Below are 21,445 nucleotides of genomic sequence, written 5' to 3'. Positions count from 1 at the left end.
TCCTGGGTAATAAATTGACCATTATCGACAACAAAAATGACCATCTTAATAATTTTACCATAAAAAAGAATATCTAAAATTCCTATTATGAAGGGTGAAAGGAACTATATTTCTTACCACCAGCTTGAACTTCTTTTAAATTGAAGTCCATTCATTGTATGGCCAATAAATTGATGTGAATGTTAAATATATTTTTCTTCTTTATTTCTAAATTTTCAGATAAAATATGAATATAGCAATTATTTTATTTAGAATTGGGGAGATTTTATGAGTGATTCGAAACGGAGCATAGAGTCAGTGCTCTCGCAAGCTAAAGATGTTAGTAAAATAAACAAAAAGTTATCTAAGCAAAAACTATTTCAAAGAATCATCATGGTCATTCTAGGTGCCTGTATTATGGCAATTGGACTTGAACTTTTTTTAGTCCCGAACAGGATATTAGATGGCGGAATTGTAGGGATCTCCATCATCATTTCTCATCTAACAGATTTACCTCTAGGAATATTTATTTTCCTCTTAAACATTCCATTTATTTTCCTCGGTTATAAGCAAATTGGTAAAACCTTTGCCTTATCAACTGCTCTAGGAATTACAACATTATCAACTGTTACAATTATGCTTCATCATTTAGAACCATTTACGAAAGATTTACTATTATCGACTGTGTTTGGTGGGATAGTACTTGGAATCGGAGTCGGCCTCGTTATTCGCTATGGCGGATCACTTGATGGAACGGAAATTTTAGCTATCCTTTTTAATAAGAAATTACCATTTTCAGTTGGCGAAATCATAATGTTCTTTAATCTTCTTATTTTTAGTGTGGCGGGTTTTGTATTTACTTGGGAACAAGCAATGTATTCAGGACTAGCCTATTTTATCGCCTACAAGATGATCGATATAGTGATTCAAGGTCTAGATGAATCAAAGGCTGTATATATTATTAGTGAAGAATATGATGAGATAAGTAGAGCTATTATGGATCGTTTAGGACGTGGCGTCACGTACTTGATTGGAGAAGGAGCTTACACTGGTGATTCAAAAAAGGTGATTTTTACTGTAATTACTCGTCTAGAAGAGTCAAAACTTACTTCAATTGTTGGAGAATTAGATGCCAATGCTTTTTTAGCAATTGGTAATATCGCGGAAGTACGAGGCGGAAGATTTAAAAAGAGAGATATTCACTAAACGAAAAAGCAAGTATGCACCCCAATGCATACTTGCTTCTTTGTTTCTATCTATTTGATTACAATTAAATTTTCATTTTAGTTATCCCAAACATTTACTAAAACATTTGTTTGTTCACGGTCAGGACCTACTGAGAATGTTGCAATTTGAATACCTGTTAATTCGCTAACACGTTTCACATAGTTACGCGCATTTTCAGGTAGTTCTTCTAATGTTTTGCATCCTGTAATATCTTCTGTCCAACCAGGAAGTTCTTCATAAATTGGTTTACACCCTTCAATAATATGAAGATTTGCAGGATATTCAGTGATGATTTCACCATTGTAGTCATATGCCGTACAGATTTTCACAGTTTCAAGACCAGTTAATACGTCTATTGAGTTAAGAGCTAAATCTGTAATACCAGATACACGACGGGAATGGCGAACTACAACTGAGTCGAACCAACCAACACGACGTGGACGGCCAGTAGTTGTACCATATTCACGCCCTACTTCACGAATTTGATGACCCACTTCATCAAACAATTCTGTTGGGAATGGGCCATCACCAACACGTGAAGTATAAGCTTTACTTACACCAATGACACGAGTAACTTGAGAAGGACCAACTCCAGCTCCAGTAGCTACACCTCCAGCAACTGGATTAGATGAAGTAACATATGGGTATGTACCGTGGTCAACATCAAGTAAAATACCTTGTGCACCTTCAAATAGTACTTTACCGTCTTCGTCTAATACATCATTCAATACTTTAGAAGTATCAGTTACATACTTTGCAATTTCTTGACCATAACCATAATATTCTTCGAAAATGTCTTCAAATTTTAATGGCTCAACTTCATAGAATTTTTCAAATAAACGGTTTTTCATAGCCAAATTAGAACGTAGCTTTTCTTCGAATACTTCTTTGTCTAATAGGTCCGCTACGCGAATACCAATACGTTGTACTTTATCTGTGTAACAAGGTCCAATCCCTTTACATGTAGTACCGATTTTTTTATCTCCACGAGACTCTTCATCTACCTTATCTTGATATACATGGTAAGGTAGGATCACTTGTGCACGATTGGATATGCGCAAGTTATCTGTATTAATCCCACGTTCTTGTAGTCCTTTTAATTCTTCAACAAGCGATTTAGGGTTAATAACCATGCCGTTACCCATTACTGAATGTTTATCTTTATAGAAAATACCAGAAGGGATCAAATGTAATTTATATGTTTCTCCTTCAAATTGGATAGTATGTCCTGCATTATCGCCACCAGAATAACGTGCGATTGCATCTGCTTCTTTAGAAAGGAAGTCTGTAATTTTACCTTTACCTTCGTCTCCCCATTGAGTTCCTACCACTACAACTGATGTCATAATCAGCACCTCCGTCAGACACTTTCTTCGTGTCCTGATTCAAACAGACTTATTGTATCAACGATAATAAGCCAAGTCAATAAAAAACAGTAAAAAACACGAACATATTATATTCGTCTGACATCAATGTTCGTGTTTTTTATCTAGTAGCCTCCTGCTGTTGCTTCTGCAGACCAGTCTACGCTAACAAACTTATTAAATTCTTTTTTAAATGCTAATTTAACGGTATCTGTTGGACCGTTACGTTGTTTAGCTACTATAATTTCAATTGTATTAGCATCTTCAGTTTCCTTATCGTAATAATCTTCACGATATAAGAATGCTACGATATCGGCATCTTGCTCGATACTCCCAGATTCACGAAGGTCACTCATCATCGGTCGTTTATCTTGACGTTGTTCTACACCACGCGATAATTGAGATAATGCAATAACTGGAACTTCCAATTCACGGGCAAGTGCTTTAAGTGAACGCGAAATTTCTGATACTTCTTGTTGTCTATTTTGTCCCGCTATACCGCTTCCTTGTATAAGTTGGAGATAATCTATTAGGATCATGCCTAACCCATGCTCTTGTTTTAGCCGACGACATTTTGCACGAATCTCGCTTACTCGTACACCAGCAGAATCATCTATATAGATTCCTGCACGGGATAGTGTACCAGTTGCCATCGTTAGCTTACGCCAATCCTCTGAATTTAAAGCACCTGTACGTAAAACTTGGGCATCAATATTTCCTTCAGCACAAAGCATACGCATTACAAGTTGTTCTGCACCCATTTCCAGAGAGAAAATAGCAACATTCTCTTCTGTTTGAGTACCAACTGCTTGGGCAACATTCAATGCAAAGGCTGTCTTCCCAACTGATGGTCTGGCAGCAACAATGATTAAATCGCCCCGTTGGAATCCAGCTGTTAAACGATCCAGGTCACGGAACCCTGTTGGAATACCAGTTATATCGCCTTTGCGATTTTGTAAATGTTCTACATTCGCATATGTTTCAACAAGAACATCTTTTACATGCTTAAAATCACCGGCATTCTTGCGATTCGCCACTTCCATGACTCTACTTTCAGCTTCAGAAAGTAAAGCATCTACCTCATCTTCACGTGTATAACCATCTTCTACAATCTTAGTTGCTACGCGTATTAAGCGTCTGAGTACTGCCTTTTCAGATACGATTTGAGCGTAGTAACCCACGTTTGCAGCTGTTGGAACAGCATTTGCAATTTCTGTAATATAAGAAATGCCCCCAACATCTTCTAATTCGTTATGTGACGATAGCTCTTCAGTAACTGTAATAACATCAATTGCTTTCCCTTGATCGCTCAAACGTAACATAGTTTGGAATATTTTCTGATGTGCAGAACGGTAAAAGTCATCAGGAATTAGAATTTCTGAAGCAGTAATTAACGCCTGTGGTTCAAGAAATATTGCCCCTATGACAGATTGTTCAGCTTCTTGGTTATGGGGCGGAACGCGGTCCAATTGTGGATCGTTCATAAATGTCTCCCCTTACTCTTGTTCTGCAACATGTACTTTCAATGTAGCAGTTACTTCATGGTGAAGCTTTACAGGTACTTTTGTTACACCTAAAGTCCGTATTGCTTCTTTTAGTTCCATTTTACGTTTATCAATTTTAATATCATGATCTTTTTGTAATTGTTCTGCAATCTGTTTTGAAGTAATTGATCCAAATAAGCGACCATCTTTACCCGGTTTCGCCAACAATTCAACTGTTAAATTTTCCAATGTTTCTTTTAATGCTTTTGCATCCTCTAATTCTTGTGCTGCATTTGCAGCTGCACGTTTATTTTGAGCCTTTAATTTTGCTATCTCAGCCGCTGTTGCTTCAACAGCGTTTTTTTGTTTTAGTAAAACATTACGTGCATATCCATCAGAAACTTCTTTCACTTCACCTTTTTTACCTTGACCTTTAACATCTTTTAAGAAAATGACTTTCATACTTCAGTACTCCCTTCCAATACATCATCGATTGCTTTTTTTAACTTTTCTATCGCTTCATCTATAGTTTGAACTTCTAGTTGGCATGCAGCGTTAGTTAAATGTCCGCCGCCACCTAGTTCCTCCATGACTAGTTGAACATTCATCTCACCTAATGAACGTGCGCTAATGCCCACTTTTCCATCATTACGATGCGCAACTACAAAGGATGCAGATATGTCTTTCATTGTTAATAAAATATCTGCAGTTTGTGCAATTAATACTGAATTATAGATTTTACCACTGTCACCTCGTGCAACAACAATTCCATTATGGATAAATTCAGCTGTTTGAACAATCTTAGAACGTTCAATATACGTACCTATATCTTCTTTTAAAAGTCGTTGTACCAACACTGTGTCGGCCCCATTTGTACGTAGATATGAAGCTGCTTCAAATGTTCTTGCACCTGTTCTCAACGTGAAACTTTTCGTATCAACAATAATCCCCGCTAGCAAAGCTGTCGCCTCTAACATTGTTATTTTATCATTTTTTGGTTGATATTCTAACAATTCCGTTACCAATTCTGCTGTTGAGGAAGCATAAGGTTCCATATAAACGAGCATAGGATTTTTAACAAATTCCTCACCACGACGATGATGGTCAATAACGACTACCTTATCAGACTTGTTTAATAATCTTTCCTCAATGGTCATACTTGGTTTATGCGTATCTACTATTACTAACAGTGACTTTTCTGTTATTTTATCCAACGCTGCTTCTGGTGTAATAAAACGATTATATAAATCCGATTTATCCTTCACTACTTGCATTAAACGATTAATACTATTGTCAATATTATCGAAGTCTAAAACTACATAACCATCAATTCCATTCATATCAGCCATTTTACGAACACCAATAGCAGCCCCTATCGCATCCATATCCGGCATTTTATGCCCCATTACAAAGATTTGATCGCTATCCTGTATTAAATCGCGTAAAGCATGTGAGATAACACGAGCACGTACTCTTGTACGCTTCTCAACAGGATTGGTTTTTCCACCGTAGAACTTTACCTTACCATTTGGTTGTTTAATCGCTACTTGGTCACCGCCACGTCCTAGTACAAGATCTAAACTAGACTGTGCAAGTTCTCCTAATTCTAATAACGATTGTGAACCAGCACCTACACCAATACTCAATGTTAGAGATAAATTTTGCTGTGCTGTTATCTCCCGAATATCATCAAGAATAGCAAATCTTTTCTTTTCTAGTTCTTGCAAAATTGACTCATTCATAATTGCTATAAAACGATCAGAGTCAATTCGTTTTATATAGATTCCATATGTTGTACTCCAATTGTTTACAAGAGATGTTACAAGAGAATTGGTTTGACTTCGAGTTTGATCATCCATACCTTGGGTAATTTCATCATAATTATCAACAAAAAGAATTGATATTACTGTACGATCATCATGGTAAAGTGCTTCTATTTCAACTTGTTCTGTAATATCAAAGAAGTAAAGTAATTTTTCTTCTGGTTTATAGAATGCACGATACTTTCGTTCTTTTAGAGTAATATTGAGTTCATTTGACTCCTCGTGCTTAATCAGATTATATAAGTCTTCAGATAAAGAGAAGACTTCCTCTCCAATCAAAGAATCTGTCCCTAATATGCGAAGCATATAAGGATTTGTCCATTCAATCAGAAACTGGTCATCGATTAATACAATACCAATTGGCATTTCAAGTAATGCCTCTTCGCCCACCTTTTTTAAGCGATATGATAGCATTTCGATATGCCTTTCAGTCTCTTTATACGTTTCAGACTCAACTTTCCAAGTAAGAATCAAAACTAATACCAAGACTATTCCATACACGGCGCCAGTCAATAAGTTCCACATTACACATATCACAATACCTGCTATTCCAAGCAATGACAGGATTAAAAGAGGATATCGTATTGGTCGTTTTCTAAAAAGAGTACCCATAAAGCTCAACTCCTTATTTTCTTGTCATGCCACTAATAAGTCCACGGATATTAAATCCTAAATCTGCTATACCGATTAAAGTAACAAACGAACTTAGTGGAAAAGCGAGGATAGTACCAACTACAATTGTCCATTTCGGCCATCCTTGCTGATACATGAAAAAGTGAATCAATGAAATACCTTGAAGCAAAAATAGTGTACTTAAGAGAAAAGATAAATTCAATACAACTACATAAATAAATGACCCTGTGTCAGGTTTTATAAATAACGTTATTAATAATACAATGAGATAATACCACAAAAAGGCACGTGGTAATTGTAAATCTCTAAATGGAGCAAATTTAGGAACTTCTAGTCCAAAACGTCTTAATAATGGTAAATTCAAAGAAATGATAATAAACGTCAAGAAAAATACCATTAACGTTATCATTGTTGGCATACCCATTTGCATTGTATTGACCAATGTGTCTAATTGATCAGTTGAGATTGGGGCTTTACCTGTCATTGCTTTGACCATCTCATTTGATCTCTCATAACTTTCCCGGAAGTTTGTTATGACTTCCTTTAAAATATCGATATTAAAGAATTTTACAGACACAATATATTCAATTGCAATAGAAATCAATACTGTAAAGGCTGTCGACATAAATAAAAAGACTTTGCTTTTCTTTGTACTAATTGCATCGCCGATGACCAATCCAATCAATACAACTATAACAGCTAAAGGTAAAGATAAAATCCCGCCAATTAAAAATGCAATTGCTAAACTAACAATAGACACTAATAATGAGGAGCCACGACTATACTTTGATCTATACCAAGCAATCGGTAAAGAAATAAACCAAATCGATACGATATTCAACACTGGTATATATGTAGAGATGGCTAATAATATAGCAAACAATGCCACCATCATGGCGCCATGCGTAATTCTCCTTGTCTGATTTTCTGGCATTTAAAACCTTCCTTTTCATAAAGAAAATCTATTATTTCATCTTATTATTGTATCATGTTTCATGGTATCGAACAAAAACCTAGATGTATCAACTAACATTGTCTAAACAAAAATAAAATGTAAAAAATGATCAGCAACTACTCTTTAACTGATCATCTACTCCTTATTCAATTTTACAATATAAAAAAAGACCAGCATATGCCGGTCTTTTAAAAAATCATTATTTATCATCTGCAGTGAATGGTAGTAAAGCCATTACACGAGCCATTTTGATAGCTGATGTAAGTTTACGTTGATATTTAGCGCTTGTACCAGTCACACGGCGTGGAAGAATTTTTCCGCGTTCAGAGATGAATTTTTTTAATAAATCAACATCTTTGTAATCGATGTGTTTGATGTTATTAGAAGTGAAATAGCAAACTTTACGGCGTTTGCGGCCTCCTCTACGTGGTGCCATTGTGTAGTTTCCCTCCTTATATAATTATCGTATATGACGTGCAATAAGTCATTTGCTTAGAATGGTAGATCGTCTTCTGTTACGTCGACTTTTCCTCCACCATTGCTAACTGGTGCAAATGGATCTTCATCTACACGTGTGTAATTTTGCTGACTAGGTGATTGATTCTGTTGATAAGATGGTTGTTGATAGTTTCCTTGTTGTGGAGCACTATATGACTGACCGCCATATTGTTGTCCTTGTTGAGGACGGTCTCCTGCAGCACTGCGTGGTTCTAAGAACTGTACGCTATCTGCAACAACTTCAGTTGTATAAACACGTTTACCATCTTGTCCTTCATAACTACCTGTTTGGATACGGCCTTCAACACCTGCAAGACTTCCTTTACGTAAGAAGTTTGCTGTATTTTCAGCTTGTTTACGCCAAACTACACAGTTGATAAAGTCCGCTTGTCTCTCACCTTGTTGGTTAGAAAACGTTCTATTTACAGCAAGTGTAAAACGAGCAACAGCAACGCCACTTGGTGTGTAGCGAAGTTCTGGATCTTTTGTTAGTCTTCCAACTAGTACGACACGGTTAATCATCAGAATGCAACCTCCTTTATCTGCTTTTGTTCAAGTTCAAATTAGTCTTCTTGACGAACTGCAATATGACGAATGATATCTTCGTTAATATTAGCAAGACGAGTGTATTCATCGATTGCTTTAGAATCAGCGTTAACTTTCACGATTTGGTAGAAACCTTCGCGGAAGTCTTCGATTTCGTAAGCTAGGCGGCGTTTGCCCCATTCTTTTGATTCGATGATTTCAGCACCGTTAGAAGTTAAGATTTCGTTGAAACGTTCAACTAAAGCTTTTTTACCTTCTTCTTCGATGTTTGGACGAATAATATACATTAATTCGTATGCTCTCATTATATAAGCACCTCCTTGTGGACTTTGGCCAAGTTCGAAACCCTTGGCAAGGAGTTAGTAATTTTTACTACTCACATCAACGAATTGTATCATATATTAGAATATTAAGCAACTAACTTTGCTAGGCAAGGGGGATTTATTTTCATATACTTTAGAGTGGAGGGATGTAAATGGAGAATTGTTCAGAACCAATTGATATTATTGAATTAGATATAAAAAGAATAGCAAGGCAGAATTTATTTTGGACCATTTTTTTAATGATTAGTTTCCTTTTGGTTAATGGCTTTATACATGGGGAATTTGCTTTTCATATATCCATTTTTAATTTTTTTCTTTTTTTTATTTTATATATTGGATTAATCGTTATACATGAAATTTGTCATCTAATTGGTTTTCTTCTTTTTGGAAGAGTCCCAATTAGTAGTTTAAAATATGGCGTCAATTTAAAAATGGGTGTCGCCTATGCTACAACAACAAGATATTTACACAATAGGGCAATGAAAAAGTCCCTTTTACTTCCTTTTTGGATTACAGGTGTAATTCCAGCTATGATAGGTTTTATACTCAATAATAACCTATGGCTTATCTTAGGTGCGTGGCTTATCGCTGGAGCAGTTGGAGATTTCGCGATGTATAAAAAACTAAGAAAGTTTCCAAAGAATTATTTCATTCGGGATGACCCAAAGTTGCCTAAATTATATATTTATAAAAATTAGCAATTAAATAAATTGTATTTGAAAGCCTCTTTTGAAAACACATAGCGAATATTCATTAATAGAAAAAAGTGGCCCTGTAAGTTTTATACTTACAGGGCTACTTAATAGTTCTTGTTTATACGTTAAAACGGAATAACATAATGTCGCCATCTTGTACAACATAGTCTTTACCTTCAAGACGTACGCGTCCAGCTTCTTTAGCAGCATTCATAGAACCATATTGCATTAAATCTTCATATGAGACAGTTTCTGCTCGAATAAAACCTCGTTCAAAGTCAGAGTGAATGATTCCGGCACATTGTGGCGCCTTCATACCTTTACGGAATGTCCATGCTTTTACTTCTTGTACCCCAGCTGTGAAATATGTAGCTAGACCAAGTAAGCTATATGATGCACGGATTAGTTGATCTAATCCTGATTCCTCAATACCTAATTCTTCTAGGAACATTGATTTTTCATCATCATCTAATTCTGCAATTTCTTCTTCAATTTTAGCACAAACAACAATCACTTCTGCACCTTCAGAAGCCGCATATTCACGAACTGCTTGTACATATTTGTTATTGCTAGCATCTGCTACTTCATCTTCAGAAACATTCGCTACATAGAGCATTGGTTTGATTGTTAACAAATTTAACCCTTTAATAACTTTCTTTTCATCATCAGATAATTCAACAGAGCGAGCTGGTTTTTCTGCTGCGAACGCTTCTTTAATTTTTTCTAAAATAGGCGCTTCAATCATCGCTTCTTTATCTTTTTGGCGAGCTAACTTTTCAACTTTTGCATATCGTTTATCAACAGATTCTAAGTCTGCAAGGATCAACTCTAGGTTGATGACTTCAATATCACTAATAGGATCCACTTTACCTGCAACATGTGTAATATTTTCATCTTCAAAGCATCTTACAACTTGAGTAATAGCATCTACTTCACGGATATGAGCTAAGAATTTGTTACCTAGTCCTTCACCTTTACTTGCACCTTTTACGATACCAGCGATATCTGTAAATTCAAATGCTGTAGGAACAGTTTTCTTTGGTTGTACTAACTCAGTTAATTTATCTAAACGTGCATCTGGAACTTCTACAATCCCTACATTTGGATCAATTGTTGCGAATGGATAGTTCGCTGCAAGAGCCCCTGCCTTTGTAATTGCGTTAAATAATGTGGATTTACCAACGTTTGGTAAACCTACGATACCGGCTGTTAAAGCCATTTTTTCCACAACCTTTCAAAAAAAATAAATACTATTAAATTATTTCCTATATCAACTTGTTCATTATAGATTTTCACTAAGTAAAAGTCTATTCTTCAGATGGATTTGCGACTACCAAGACTTTTTTCATTTTCTTATCAAATTCCCTACGTGGAATCATTACACTATGTTGGCATCCTTCGCATTTGATACGAATATCTGCACCCAGGCGAATAATTTTCCACTCATTTGTTCCACAAGGATGTTGCTTTTTCATCTCTACTATATCACCAAGACCATATTTTTTTGCTTCCATTTTTACTCTCCTTCTTCAAATGCTTGATTATTATCTCGTTCATAAACCATCATTTTAGGATAAGGAATTTCAATGCCATTGCGATCAAAAATATCTTTAATATCACGACGAACCATACGTGAAATAGCAAAATGTTGCATTGGTAATGTCTCAACGGAAATACGTAATGTGACTTCGGCTCCTACGACATTTTGGACACCTAGCAAGGTTGGCTCAGAAACCACTTCTTCATGAGTAGCTGGTAAAGTTTTTAAATATTGTTCGATGAGTTTTTCAGCTTTTTCAATATCTGAACTATATGCTACACTAACATCAATAATTGCAATTGAGTTATTAATCGAATAATTTACAACCTCTGTAATAGAGCCATTCGGTATAATGTTAATTTCCCCTGCTGCACCTTTAATCTTCGTTGTACGTAAACCAATTTCTAATACTGTTCCCTCCGTTGAAGTAATTTTAATATAATCTCCAACACCAAATTGATCCTCAAAGATGATGAAAAATCCAGTAATGACATCCTTTACTAAACTCTGTGCACCAAACCCAACTGCTAAACCGACGATTCCAGCACCAGCTAACAAACCTGCCACTCTTATATTCATAGCAGATAATATAGCGATAATTGCTGAAAAGTAAACTACATAAGATATGACACTTTGCAATAATCGTAAAATTGTTCGATACCGTCGTTCAGATGCAGGTTGTAATGCAATTGGCCCATTCATTCGAATATCAAAGAATTTTTTAATGGCCATCTTCGCAACACGTACAACAACCATTGATAAAAGCCAGATAGCAATAATCTTAAGTGTTGCAAATCCTATATTATTCCATAGTTTTTCATCTGTTAAGTAATCCTTCATTGACTCCCAACTATGCATACTTTTTAATTTCACTTTTATAACTCCTCTTGCATAAAAAAATTTTTTCTTACGTATACTGCAGAAAAAGAAGAAGGTGAAAATTCATATGACACTTCCATTATCTAATTCTGCTTTCTCATATGCATTGCACTATCAAGATTCAGGTGCCATTTGGCGATTAAGCTCTTTCTTATTAGAGCATATACCATTTCATCATGAAAATCTTGTATTTTGTTGTATTGGATCTGATCGTTCTACAGGAGATGCTTTAGGGCCCTTAATTGGTAGTTTACTCTCAAACTATATCTCTTTTCCTTATAGAATTATTGGATCTTTAGAACAACCATTACATGCTTTAAACTTAAAAGAAACTGTTGATTCTTTACAGGAACAATCTATTAAACCATTTGTTGTAGCTATTGATGCTTGTTTAGGTGAGCAACAACGGATTGGTGAAATACTTTTTCAACCTGGTCCACTCTTACCAGGTAAAGCTGTAAAAAAAGAATTGCCACCAATTGGGGACGTCTCTATTAAGGGAATCGTCAATTTTGGTGGCTTTATGGAACATACTATATTACAAACTACTAGATTAAATGTGACATATGAAATGAGTAACCGGATTGCACGTGCACTCTACTTGGCATTTCATCGCCATTCACTAAAAAATATGCATAATCGACACTATGAACGCAACCACTAGAATGGCTGGCAAAATATTAGCTACACGGATTTTCGTGAGCCCCATCATATTTAGACCAATAGCTATAATCATAGCACCACCTGTTGCCGTCATTTGTTGTATAAAGGTATCCATTAAAGCATCTGGAACAAGTATGCTTATTTGACCAGCAAACAAAGCGATTGCACCTTGGTATACAAACACCGAAATTGCACTTAATAGTACACCTATACCTAAAGTAGAGGCCAAGAAAATAGCTGTAAATCCATCAATGATACCTTTAGTTATTAATACGGAATGGTCATTTCGAAGGCCACTATCAAGCGCACCTATAATAGCCATTGAACCAATAACAAAGATTAAAGTACCTGTGATAAATCCTTGGGCGATATCGCCATTTTCGCCCTTTTTCCCAATTTTACGCTCTATCCATTTACCAAATCGATTTAACTGTAAATCTAGATCAATCCATTCTCCAATAATTGTCCCAACAACAAGGCTTACGATAACTATAATAAAATTATCGCTCTTAATGCCCATTTGAATACCTAGCACAGTTACAGCAAGTCCAATAACCTGCATGACTGTTTCTTTCATTTTATCAGGAATACCTTGTAGAAACCTCCCGATAATACACCCTACTGCTATAAGCAGTGAGTCAATGATTGTTCCTAATAAGACCACTTAAATTCACTCAATCCTCTAATAAATCTAATATGCGTTCTAAATCATCTTCAGAGAAAAACTCAATTTCTATTTTCCCTTTATTTTTTGTTTTTTTGATTAAAACATTTGTACCAAAGTAATCTCTTAATTGAGACTCTTTTTCTTCAATGAAAATATCCTTTTTCATTTTTTTCTTTGTTTCACGTGGAACTTTCTCATTTAAGGAATGGACTAACGCTTCTAGTTGGCGAACATTTAGATGTTGCTTCATCACTTTTTCAGCAATCATAGGTATTTGTTTTTTATTTTTCAAACCTAATAATGTTCTACCATGTCCCATCGTTAGTTTGCCATCATTCACAAGTTTTTGGACGTCTTTTGGTAATGTTAATAAACGAACATGATTTGCAATGTGTGGACGACTTTTACCTAGCCGTTTGGACAACTCTTCTTGAGTTAAACCTAGATGTTCCATCAAGCTATGATAAGCCTCTGCTTCTTCGATTGGTGTTAGATCTTCACGTTGAAGATTCTCCAAAATGGCTAATTCCATCATTTTTATATCATCGAAATCACGAATAACAGATGGTACAACTGTTAAATTTGCTAACTTCGCTGCACGGAATCGTCTTTCCCCTACAACAATTTCAAACTTTGCACCTTTTTTTCGCAATATAATGGGTTGTAAAATCCCATATTCTTTAATAGATTGAGCTAACTCTTGTAAAGATTCTTTATCGAAAACTTTCCGTGGTTGAAATGGATTTTCTTGTATATCACGAATAGCTGTCTGGGTTACTTTATCTGATTCTAATAATTCTTGGTCTTGAAAAAGTGCACCTAATCCTTTTCCTAATGCTTTAGCCATTTTTAATCACCTCTCTTGCCAATTCTAAATACACTTCTGCACCACGAGATTTGCGATCATAGAGAATAATAGGCTCGCCATGACTTGGTGCTTCACTTAAACGGACATTTCGCGGAATAATCGTTTTATACACTTTGTCTTGGAAATACTTCTTCACTTCATCTATAACTTGTAATCCCAAATTTGTACGAGCATCTAACATTGTTAACAAAACACCATCAATCATTAACTGGTTGTTCAGATGCTTTTGCACAAGACGTATTGTCGATAATAATTGACTTAAACCTTCTAACGCATAGTATTCACATTGTACGGGGATCAAAATAGCATCCGCAGCTGTTAAAGAGTTGATCGTTAATAACCCTAACGATGGAGGACAATCGATAATAATAAAATCATATTCTTTTTTTATATCCTCTATAGCATGCTTTAATCGTACTTCCCTTGAGAGGGTTGATACTAATTCAATTTCTGCTCCTGCGAGTGCAATCGTTGCTGGTACAATATATAAATTATCAGTATTTGTTTTATATATAGCTGTTTCGATTGGCTCATCATCAATGAGTACGTCGTAAATACATTTATCAACTTCCCCTTTATTGATTCCAACACCGCTAGTAGAATTTCCTTGTGGATCCGTATCAATTAATAATACCTTTTTTCCTAATGTAGCAAGGCACGCGCTTAAATTTACAGATGTTGTCGTCTTACCAACGCCGCCCTTTTGGTTTGCAATTGCTATTGTTCTTCCCATGGTGCACCTGCTTTCAGAAACGTATTCATTAAAATGTTTAACATACCTTTTATACATTCTATCAAAAAAATGATTTCTCGGCTCCATTTACTAGATGAAATCTAAAGAAAAAACTCTTATTCTAATTTTTTCTAGAGTAAGAGTTTTATAGAAAATATGATTATGCTTTCTTCTTAGGAATCTTCACTGTAATTTGGTAAAACTCATCATGTTCTTCCTCTTCGGTTTCTACATGAATACCTGTTTTATTTACCATTGTAAGTGATTGGCGAATAGTATTGAGTGCTATCCGTATATCCCGACTAATCGCTTTACGACGTGGTTTTGCCTTTGTTGTTTTTTCTTTAGGGTTTAATATTTCACTAATTCGTTGTTCTAATTGTCTAACATTATAATCATGCTCAATTGTTTCTTGTAATAACTTCAATTGCAGTTCTTCATCTTTAACAGGAACTAATGCACGCGCATGTCGTTCAGAGATGTCTCTTTTTAAAATTGCCATTTGAATAGTTTCTGGCAATTTTAAAAGGCGAAGTTTATTGGCAATAGTAGATTGCCCTTTGCCTAAACGCTGAGCAAGAGCTTCTTGTGTCAATTCATGTAATTCTAAAAGTTTTTGATAAGCTTGCGCTTCTTCAATCGACGTAAGTTCTTCTCGTTGTAGGTTTTCAATCAGTGCAACAGAAGCCGTTTCTTTATCATTCATTTCACGAATAATTGCTGGCACTTCTGTCCAATTTAATGATTTCATTGCTCGGTAACGACGTTCCCCTGCAATAATTTCATAATGATCCTCATCTAATTTACGTACGACAATTGGTTGAATGACACCATGCGTATGTATTGTTCGTGCTAATTCTTCAATCTTAGAATCATCAAAAATTGTTCGTGGTTGATAGCGGTTTGGACTAATTTTCTCAATAGAAAGCTTTACAACCGATTCCGTATTCTTTACTTCACTTTTTGAGGTGTTTTCTACTTTCTCACCACTTCCAAAAAAACGTGAAAAAGTACTTTTCATCCTTTGGCACCACCTTTAATGATATTTCTCATCTCTTATTTATATCTAGTTTACTTTCTAGTTACTAGAGATGACTATCTATCTATATATATTTACTAACATTATACAAAAAGTAATTATGTTCATTTATCATTATAGTTTCTTTCGATAAAAAACGGTAGATTCCTTTTTTTGTTTCATGTGAAACATATATTAGTGAATCGGTGATTTATTGGGTACTCCAGGCTTACGTGGATATTTTTTTGGAGTATTTTTTATTTTTTCAAAGGCATAAATTGTACGTTCACTGTTTTCAATCGGAAGTAAGAATTCAAACTTATCTACTAGTTTTGTACCAAGAGTCGCTATAGCTCTTTTAGCATCCTTTAATTCTTCATCACCACTAGCTGCTTTCATCGCTACAAAAGTGCCACCCAATTTAACAAGTGGAATACATAGTTCAGATAAAACAGATAATCTAGCAACAGCACGTGCGGTTACCATATCAAATTTTTCTCGATACTCTTTAGCTTGTCCAAAATCTTCTGCACGTGAATGAACAAAATTTACATTTTCTAAATGTAATTCTTCACTTAGATGATTTAAAAATTGGATACGTTTATTTAACGAATCTACAATCGTAATTTTCAAATGTGGGAAACAAATTTTAATAGGGATACTTGGAAACCCAGCACCTGCTCCTACATCACATAGTGACTGAACCTTATCAAAATCAATATAAAATGCAGCACTAATAGAATCATAGAAATGCTTTAAATAAACAGATGGTAAATCAGTTATTGCTGTCAAATTCATCTTTTCATTCCATTCTACCAATGTTTCAAAATAAATATGAAATTGCTGAATTTGTTTATCTGATAACTCAATCCCCTGCGTTTTTAAAGCTTGCACAAACTGTTCTTCGTTCATGTTATTCCCCTTCCATAAGTGCTACTTAAATTTTGTCATTATTTTTAGTATGGCTCTGTTCAACAAAACTGTTTAGTATTACAGTTTTGCGACATATGCCTGTGATTACAGGCATATGAAAACGACAGAGCCCTTCTTCTAACATATACTTGTATTGCTTCTAATTTTAAATTTTCGCGATTCTTCCATGTTCAATATACACCAGTAAAATCGAAATGTCAGCTGGATTAACACCTGAAATACGAGATGCTTGTGCTACTGAAAGTGGACGTACTTCTTTCAACTTTTCTTTTGCTTCTGTTGCAATCCCAGAAATTGCATCATAATCGATATTTTCCGGTATTTTCTTATCTTCCATTTTTTTAAGTTTTTCTACTTGTTGAAGGGCTTTTTCAATATAACCTTCATATTTCACTTGTATTTCAACTTGTTCTTTTACTTCTGTGCTTAACTCTATATCTGATGGTGTCAACGAAGCTACTAAGTCATAATTGACCTCAGGGCGTTTTAATAAATCGGTACCACGGATACCATCTTTTAATGGGCTACTACCAACTGATTGAATAGTAGCTTGAGTTTCCTCATTTGGTTTTAGAATGACATCATGTAAACGAGCAATTTCACCTTCTACTTGTGCTTTTTTCACAAGGAAACGATCATAGCGCTCTTTTGAAATTAACCCTGCTTGATAAGCACGTTCTGTTAAACGCATATCTGCATTGTCGTGACGTAATAATAAACGATATTCTGCACGAGATGTTAATAGTCGATAAGGTTCATTTGTTCCTTTTGTCACTAAATCATCGATTAATACACCAATATAAGCATCTGCGCGTCCAAGGATCATTTCTTCTTTTCCAAGGGCTTTTGCAGCTGCATTTATACCTGCCATTAACCCTTGACCTGCTGCCTCTTCATAACCAGAAGTACCATTAATTTGACCTGCTGTATATAAGTTTTGAATACGTTTTGTTTCAAGTGTTGGCCAAAGCTGAGTAGGAACAATTGCATCATATTCGATAGCATATCCAGCACGCATCATTTCAGCCTTTTCTAGTCCAGGAATTGTTTCAAGCATTTTTCGTTGAATATGTTCCGGTAAACTTGTTGATAGTCCTTGAACATAAACTTCTTGTGTATTGCGACCTTCTGGTTCTAAGAACAATTGGTGACGAGGTTTGTCGTTAAAGCGTACAATTTTTGTTTCAATTGATGGGCAATATCGAGGACCTGTACCTGTGATGACACCTGTGAACATTGGTGATTTATCTAAATTATCATTAATAATTTGGTGTGTTTCTAGACTTGTATATGTTAACCAACATGGAATTTGATCTGTGATAAATTCAGTCGTTTCATAACTGAAAGCACGTGGTTCTGGATCACCTGGTTGAATTTCAGTTTTACTATAATCAATGGTTTTACTATTAACACGTGGTGGTGTACCTGTTTTAAAACGGACCATATCAAACCCTAGTTCACGTAAATTATCGGCAAGCTTGATAGAAGGTTGTTGGTTATTTGGACCACTTGAATATTTCAAATCGCCAATAATAATTTCACCACGTAGGAAAGTACCTGTTGTAATTACGACCGTATTCGCACGGTATATTGCACCTGTTTGTGTAATGACACCTTTTACTTGTCCATCCTCTACGATTAACTCTTCCACCATAGCTTGGTGGATACTAAGGTTTTCTTGATCTTCAAGTAATTTTTTCATTGCATGTTGATACATCACTTTATCAGCTTGTGCACGTAACGCACGAACTGCAGGACCTTTACCAGTGTTTAACATACGCATTTGGATATTTGTCTTGTCGATGATTTTCCCCATCGCTCCACCCATTGCATCAATTTCACGTACAACAATCCCTTTTGCGGGTCCACCAACAGATGGATTACATGGCATAAAAGCAATCATATCTAAATTTATTGTTAATACTAAAGTTTTTGCACCCATTCTAGCTGAGGCATATGCAGCTTCTACTCCTGCATGACCAGCTCCAATTACTACAACGTCGAACGTGCCTGCTTCATAATTTGTTAGCACTGCTCGTTACTTCCTTTCTTTTTTAGAGTTTCCTTTGCTTCAATAGACAATAAGTAGTTAGTTGATAATGATCCTTCAGCCTATCAAGTAATTGCCTATAAAAGCTATTCAACTTACACCTAGAGGCCTTCATCTGCTAAGTATAATGTTGAACCCTTCTATTATTTTCCTAAGCAGAATTGCGAGAATAACTGATTAATCAAGCTATCTTGTACTGTATCTCCAACAATTTCACCTAGAATTTCCCATGACCTAGTTACATCAATTTGAATCATATCTACAGGAACACCTGCATTTGCAGCGCCAATTGCATCATTAATGCGATCAAGTGCTTGATGCAGTAATGCAATATGCCGAGCATTTGAAACATATGTTAAATCGCCTGCTTCAACAGATCCTTCAAAGAATAATGCTGCAATAGCCTCTTCAAGCTCTGCAACACCTTCTTCTTGTAATAGAGAAGTGGTGACTAATTTACGATTACCTGCAAGTTCTCTCACACGGTTTAAATCAATTTTTTGTGGTAAATCTGTTTTATTGACAACGACGATAAAATCCATGTTTTGAATTGTTTCAAATAATCGTTCGTCTTCCTCTGTTAGCTCGTCATTATAGTTTACAACAAGTAAGATTAAATCTGCTTCTTTTAAGACTTGGCGAGATCTTTCTACTCCGATTCGTTCAACAATATCTTCTGTCTCACGAATTCCTGCTGTATCTACTAAACGAAGAGGTACGCCACGTACATTGACGTATTCTTCAATAATATCACGTGTTGTACCCGCTACATCAGTGACAATTGCTTTATTTTCTTGAACTAAGCTATTTAGTAATGAGGATTTTCCTACATTTGGTCGCCCCAATATAACCGTTGATAATCCTTCTCGCAATATTTTCCCTTGAGAAGATGTCTGAAGTAATTTTTCAATTTCTTGCTTTACCCAAGTAGATTTTTCTAACATTAACGGAATTGTCATTTCCTCAACATCATCATACTCTGGATAATCTATATTTACTTCTACTTGCGCTAATACTTCTATTAATGCTTGACGTAATTGATTAATTAGGCGAGATAGTTTACCATCCATTTGACCTAGCGCTACATTCATCGCCTTATCTGTTTTAGCTCGAATTAAATCCATGACAGCTTCTGCCTGTGATAAATCAATACGACCATTCAAAAATGCTCTTTTCGTAAATTCACCTGGTTCAGCCAATCTTGCTCCATTTCTAAGTACTAACTGAAGAACACGGTTCACTGAAACAAGACCGCCATGGCAATTGATTTCTACTACATCTTCTCTCGTGAAAGTCTTTGGTCCTTTCATCATCGATAACATTACTTCTTCTACTATTTCGCCTGTTTCAACCTCTTTTAAATGGCCATAGTGAATTGTGTGAGAAGGCTGTACTGATAATTTTTTACCACTTGGCGAATGAAAAATACGATCTGCTATTTCAATTGCTTGGTCACCGCTTAATCGGACAATTGCTATTGCCCCTTCACCCATTGGTGTGGATATCGCTGCAATTGTATCAAATTCCATATTTTTTACCTCCTACGTTGGAAAAAGTTATCCACATGTGGATAACAAAACATCTAATTCTCTAATTTTTTATAATACCATATAGCAAAAAAATGAGTCCTTCTCAACTCTTGAGAAGGACTCTTTCACAATCCTTGAAATTTTATCTAATTGGCTCAATCACTAAATGACGTTTGATATCTTCACCTTTTGAATAGGTCTCAACGTCTACTCGATTTGCTAATACATGGTGGATGATCTTACGTTCATTTGCCGGCATTGGCTCAAGTTCTACTTTTCTTCCCGTATGAACTGCTTTGTCTGCCATACGATTTGCCAATAATTCTAGTGATTTTTGACGTCTTTCACGATAATTTTCAACATCTAATTTTACCAATATGAAACGTTTGATGTACTGATGTGCTACTAATTGTGTTAATTGTTGAAGAGCATTCAATGTTTGACCACGCTTACCAATTAAAAGAGCAGCTTTTTCGCTAGATAGTCGGTAATTAATCGTTTTACCCTTTTGTTCAACCTGAATTGTAAGGTCTTGAATACCTAATTGTATTGCAATATCGGTAATATATTCTTTAACCTTTTCGATTGCTTCTGAATAATCTACCATTCCGGTATCTTCTTGTTCTTCCTGCAAATCTTTTGGTCCAACCACATCAATTGTTGGTTTTTCTAAGGTCGAAATTGCACTGATCCTAGTATCAATTTCATCTTGTTCTTTATCTTGCTGAATAGAATTTATTCTGAATACAAATTCGGATTCCTCTATATCTTCTTGTTTGGTACTTGGTTTTTCAATTTGTTTTTCTGTTACACGAATTAGTGCTTTTCGTGAACCAATTCCTAAAAAACCTCTTTTTGCTTCTTGAATAATTTCAACATCTACTTGTTTACGAGTAAGGTTAAGCTCATGTAAGGCGAGCAAAATTGCTTCCTCTACAGTTGCGCCTGTTTGCGTAATCTGTTTCACTTTGGGCCCCTCCTGTTTTCGCAGGTTTTGTTGTTTTTCAAAGCTTACTTTACAAGATTCGATTCTATCTA

General features: G+C 35.5%; 22 protein-coding genes. 3 read left to right on the top strand and 19 right to left on the bottom strand.

Annotated features, from left to right (window positions below):
- Positions 1-372: 372 nt before the first annotated feature.
- The gene (locus CW357_RS12980; protein WP_233548129.1) at positions 373-1,185 is read left to right on the top strand and encodes a YitT family protein; all 813 of its coding nucleotides are present in this window, start codon (positions 373-375) and stop codon (positions 1,183-1,185) included.
- A gap of 77 nt (positions 1,186-1,262) precedes the next feature.
- On the opposite strand, the gene CW357_RS12975 is transcribed toward CW357_RS12980, so the two are convergent.
- The 8 genes from CW357_RS12975 to rpsF all read right to left on the bottom strand — a co-directional run bounded on the left by CW357_RS12975 (position 1,263) and on the right by rpsF (position 8,814).
- Entirely contained in the window at positions 1,263-2,552 is a 1,290-nt protein-coding gene (locus CW357_RS12975; RefSeq protein ID WP_119416639.1) for an adenylosuccinate synthase, read from the bottom strand.
- Positions 2,553-2,695: 143 nt separating this feature from the next.
- Entirely contained in the window at positions 2,696-4,054 is a 1,359-nt protein-coding gene (gene dnaB, locus CW357_RS12970; protein ID WP_119416638.1) for a replicative DNA helicase, read from the bottom strand.
- Positions 4,055-4,066: 12 nt separating this feature from the next.
- Positions 4,067-4,516 carry a 50S ribosomal protein L9 gene (gene rplI, locus CW357_RS12965; RefSeq protein ID WP_119416637.1) on the bottom strand — a complete coding sequence of 150 codons (450 nt, stop codon included), beginning with the start codon at positions 4,514-4,516 and terminating at the stop codon, positions 4,067-4,069.
- Complete coding sequence (locus tag CW357_RS12960; protein WP_124218272.1) at positions 4,513-6,489, bottom strand: DHH family phosphoesterase; 1,977 nt, start codon at positions 6,487-6,489, stop codon at positions 4,513-4,515. Before CW357_RS12960 ends, rplI begins: the two co-directional genes overlap by 4 nt.
- A gap of 13 nt (positions 6,490-6,502) precedes the next feature.
- On the bottom strand, positions 6,503-7,444 hold the full coding sequence (locus CW357_RS12955) for a YybS family protein (RefSeq protein ID WP_124218271.1): 942 nt from the start codon (positions 7,442-7,444) through the stop codon (positions 6,503-6,505).
- 220 nt (positions 7,445-7,664) lie between these two features.
- A complete protein-coding gene (rpsR, locus tag CW357_RS12950; protein ID WP_119416634.1) occupies positions 7,665-7,901 on the bottom strand; it encodes a 30S ribosomal protein S18 in 237 nt (78 codons plus the stop codon).
- 56 nt (positions 7,902-7,957) lie between these two features.
- Positions 7,958-8,485, bottom strand: a complete 528-nt coding sequence (gene ssb, locus CW357_RS12945) for a single-stranded DNA-binding protein (protein ID WP_119416633.1) — start codon at positions 8,483-8,485, stop codon at positions 7,958-7,960.
- A 41-nt stretch (positions 8,486-8,526) separates the two neighbouring features.
- On the bottom strand, positions 8,527-8,814 hold the full coding sequence (rpsF, locus tag CW357_RS12940; RefSeq protein WP_119416632.1) for a 30S ribosomal protein S6: 288 nt from the start codon (positions 8,812-8,814) through the stop codon (positions 8,527-8,529).
- Between the two features lie 170 nt (positions 8,815-8,984).
- Here rpsF and CW357_RS12935 point away from each other — a divergent pair, with 170 nt between their 5' ends.
- Entirely contained in the window at positions 8,985-9,530 is a 546-nt protein-coding gene (locus CW357_RS12935) for a DUF3267 domain-containing protein (RefSeq protein WP_119416631.1), read from the top strand.
- Between the two features lie 115 nt (positions 9,531-9,645).
- Here the strand turns inward: CW357_RS12935 and ychF are convergent, their stop codons facing one another.
- The 3 genes from ychF to CW357_RS12920 form a co-directional block, all read right to left on the bottom strand.
- A complete protein-coding gene (ychF, locus tag CW357_RS12930; protein WP_119416630.1) occupies positions 9,646-10,746 on the bottom strand; it encodes a redox-regulated ATPase YchF in 1,101 nt (366 codons plus the stop codon).
- Positions 10,747-10,834: 88 nt separating this feature from the next.
- Positions 10,835-11,041 (bottom strand): DUF951 domain-containing protein, encoded by a 207-nt coding sequence (locus CW357_RS12925; RefSeq protein WP_124218270.1) that lies wholly within the window; start codon positions 11,039-11,041, stop codon positions 10,835-10,837.
- Positions 11,042-11,043: 2 nt separating this feature from the next.
- The gene (locus CW357_RS12920; protein ID WP_256386329.1) at positions 11,044-11,982 is read right to left on the bottom strand and encodes a mechanosensitive ion channel family protein; all 939 of its coding nucleotides are present in this window, start codon (positions 11,980-11,982) and stop codon (positions 11,044-11,046) included.
- A 31-nt stretch (positions 11,983-12,013) separates the two neighbouring features.
- Between CW357_RS12920 and yyaC the strand changes: the two genes are divergently transcribed.
- Positions 12,014-12,610: a spore protease YyaC gene (yyaC, locus tag CW357_RS12915; RefSeq protein ID WP_124218268.1), complete on the top strand. Its 597-nt coding sequence runs from the start codon at positions 12,014-12,016 to the stop codon at positions 12,608-12,610.
- On the opposite strand, the gene CW357_RS12910 is transcribed toward yyaC, so the two are convergent.
- From CW357_RS12910 to jag, 8 genes are all read right to left on the bottom strand, one after another.
- Positions 12,569-13,273, bottom strand: a complete 705-nt coding sequence (locus tag CW357_RS12910; RefSeq protein ID WP_119416627.1) for a DUF554 domain-containing protein — start codon at positions 13,271-13,273, stop codon at positions 12,569-12,571. The genes yyaC and CW357_RS12910 overlap by 42 nt on opposite strands.
- A gap of 10 nt (positions 13,274-13,283) precedes the next feature.
- Positions 13,284-14,123, bottom strand: a complete 840-nt coding sequence (locus tag CW357_RS12905; RefSeq protein ID WP_124218267.1) for a ParB/RepB/Spo0J family partition protein — start codon at positions 14,121-14,123, stop codon at positions 13,284-13,286.
- Positions 14,116-14,877, bottom strand: a complete 762-nt coding sequence (locus tag CW357_RS12900; RefSeq protein WP_119416625.1) for a ParA family protein — start codon at positions 14,875-14,877, stop codon at positions 14,116-14,118. Before CW357_RS12900 ends, CW357_RS12905 begins: the two co-directional genes overlap by 8 nt.
- A 160-nt stretch (positions 14,878-15,037) precedes the next feature.
- Positions 15,038-15,898, bottom strand: a complete 861-nt coding sequence (noc, locus tag CW357_RS12895) for a nucleoid occlusion protein (protein ID WP_119416624.1) — start codon at positions 15,896-15,898, stop codon at positions 15,038-15,040.
- A 192-nt stretch (positions 15,899-16,090) separates the two neighbouring features.
- Positions 16,091-16,807 carry a 16S rRNA (guanine(527)-N(7))-methyltransferase RsmG gene (gene rsmG / locus CW357_RS12890; protein WP_119416623.1) on the bottom strand — a complete coding sequence of 239 codons (717 nt, stop codon included), beginning with the start codon at positions 16,805-16,807 and terminating at the stop codon, positions 16,091-16,093.
- A gap of 166 nt (positions 16,808-16,973) precedes the next feature.
- Complete coding sequence (mnmG, locus tag CW357_RS12885) at positions 16,974-18,860, bottom strand: tRNA uridine-5-carboxymethylaminomethyl(34) synthesis enzyme MnmG (RefSeq protein WP_124218266.1); 1,887 nt, start codon at positions 18,858-18,860, stop codon at positions 16,974-16,976.
- 161 nt (positions 18,861-19,021) lie between these two features.
- Complete coding sequence (gene mnmE, locus CW357_RS12880) at positions 19,022-20,407, bottom strand: tRNA uridine-5-carboxymethylaminomethyl(34) synthesis GTPase MnmE (RefSeq protein WP_119416621.1); 1,386 nt, start codon at positions 20,405-20,407, stop codon at positions 19,022-19,024.
- A gap of 142 nt (positions 20,408-20,549) precedes the next feature.
- The gene (gene jag, locus CW357_RS12875) at positions 20,550-21,374 is read right to left on the bottom strand and encodes an RNA-binding cell elongation regulator Jag/EloR (RefSeq protein WP_124218265.1); all 825 of its coding nucleotides are present in this window, start codon (positions 21,372-21,374) and stop codon (positions 20,550-20,552) included.
- Positions 21,375-21,445: the final 71 nt, after the last annotated feature.

Origin of the sequence: Rummeliibacillus sp. TYF005, from assembly GCF_003844195.1 — a bacterium.
GTDB lineage: Bacteria > Bacillota > Bacilli > Bacillales_A > Planococcaceae > Rummeliibacillus.
Note: the sequence above shows the minus strand (reverse complement) of the source record. Positions and strands in the feature narration are given on the sequence as shown.

Excerpts from the sequence above, each read along its gene's own strand:
- CW357_RS12980 (WP_233548129.1), top strand. The coding sequence starts at position 373 with ATGGTCATTCTAGGTGCCTGTATTATGGCAATTGGACTTGAACTTTTT.
- CW357_RS12960 (WP_124218272.1), bottom strand. The coding sequence starts at position 6,489 with ATGGGTACTCTTTTTAGAAAACGACCAATACGATATCCTCTTTTAATC.
- rpsR (WP_119416634.1), bottom strand. The coding sequence starts at position 7,901 with ATGGCACCACGTAGAGGAGGCCGCAAACGCCGTAAAGTTTGCTATTTC.
- rsmG (WP_119416623.1), bottom strand. The coding sequence starts at position 16,807 with ATGAACGAAGAACAGTTTGTGCAAGCTTTAAAAACGCAGGGGATTGAG.
- ssb (WP_119416633.1), bottom strand. The coding sequence starts at position 8,485 with ATGATTAACCGTGTCGTACTAGTTGGAAGACTAACAAAAGATCCAGAA.
- CW357_RS12955 (WP_124218271.1), bottom strand. The coding sequence starts at position 7,444 with ATGCCAGAAAATCAGACAAGGAGAATTACGCATGGCGCCATGATGGTG.
- rpsF (WP_119416632.1), bottom strand. The coding sequence starts at position 8,814 with ATGAGAGCATACGAATTAATGTATATTATTCGTCCAAACATCGAAGAA.
- CW357_RS12900 (WP_119416625.1), bottom strand. The coding sequence starts at position 14,877 with ATGGGAAGAACAATAGCAATTGCAAACCAAAAGGGCGGCGTTGGTAAG.
- rplI (WP_119416637.1), bottom strand. The coding sequence starts at position 4,516 with ATGAAAGTCATTTTCTTAAAAGATGTTAAAGGTCAAGGTAAAAAAGGT.
- CW357_RS12975 (WP_119416639.1), bottom strand. The coding sequence starts at position 2,552 with ATGACATCAGTTGTAGTGGTAGGAACTCAATGGGGAGACGAAGGTAAA.
- noc (WP_119416624.1), bottom strand. The coding sequence starts at position 15,898 with ATGAAAAGTACTTTTTCACGTTTTTTTGGAAGTGGTGAGAAAGTAGAA.
- CW357_RS12925 (WP_124218270.1), bottom strand. The coding sequence starts at position 11,041 with ATGGAAGCAAAAAAATATGGTCTTGGTGATATAGTAGAGATGAAAAAG.
- CW357_RS12935 (WP_119416631.1), top strand. The coding sequence starts at position 8,985 with ATGGAGAATTGTTCAGAACCAATTGATATTATTGAATTAGATATAAAA.
- mnmE (WP_119416621.1), bottom strand. The coding sequence starts at position 20,407 with ATGGAATTTGATACAATTGCAGCGATATCCACACCAATGGGTGAAGGG.
- ychF (WP_119416630.1), bottom strand. The coding sequence starts at position 10,746 with ATGGCTTTAACAGCCGGTATCGTAGGTTTACCAAACGTTGGTAAATCC.
- yyaC (WP_124218268.1), top strand. The coding sequence starts at position 12,014 with ATGACACTTCCATTATCTAATTCTGCTTTCTCATATGCATTGCACTAT.
- dnaB (WP_119416638.1), bottom strand. The coding sequence starts at position 4,054 with ATGAACGATCCACAATTGGACCGCGTTCCGCCCCATAACCAAGAAGCT.
- CW357_RS12905 (WP_124218267.1), bottom strand. The coding sequence starts at position 14,123 with ATGGCTAAAGCATTAGGAAAAGGATTAGGTGCACTTTTTCAAGACCAA.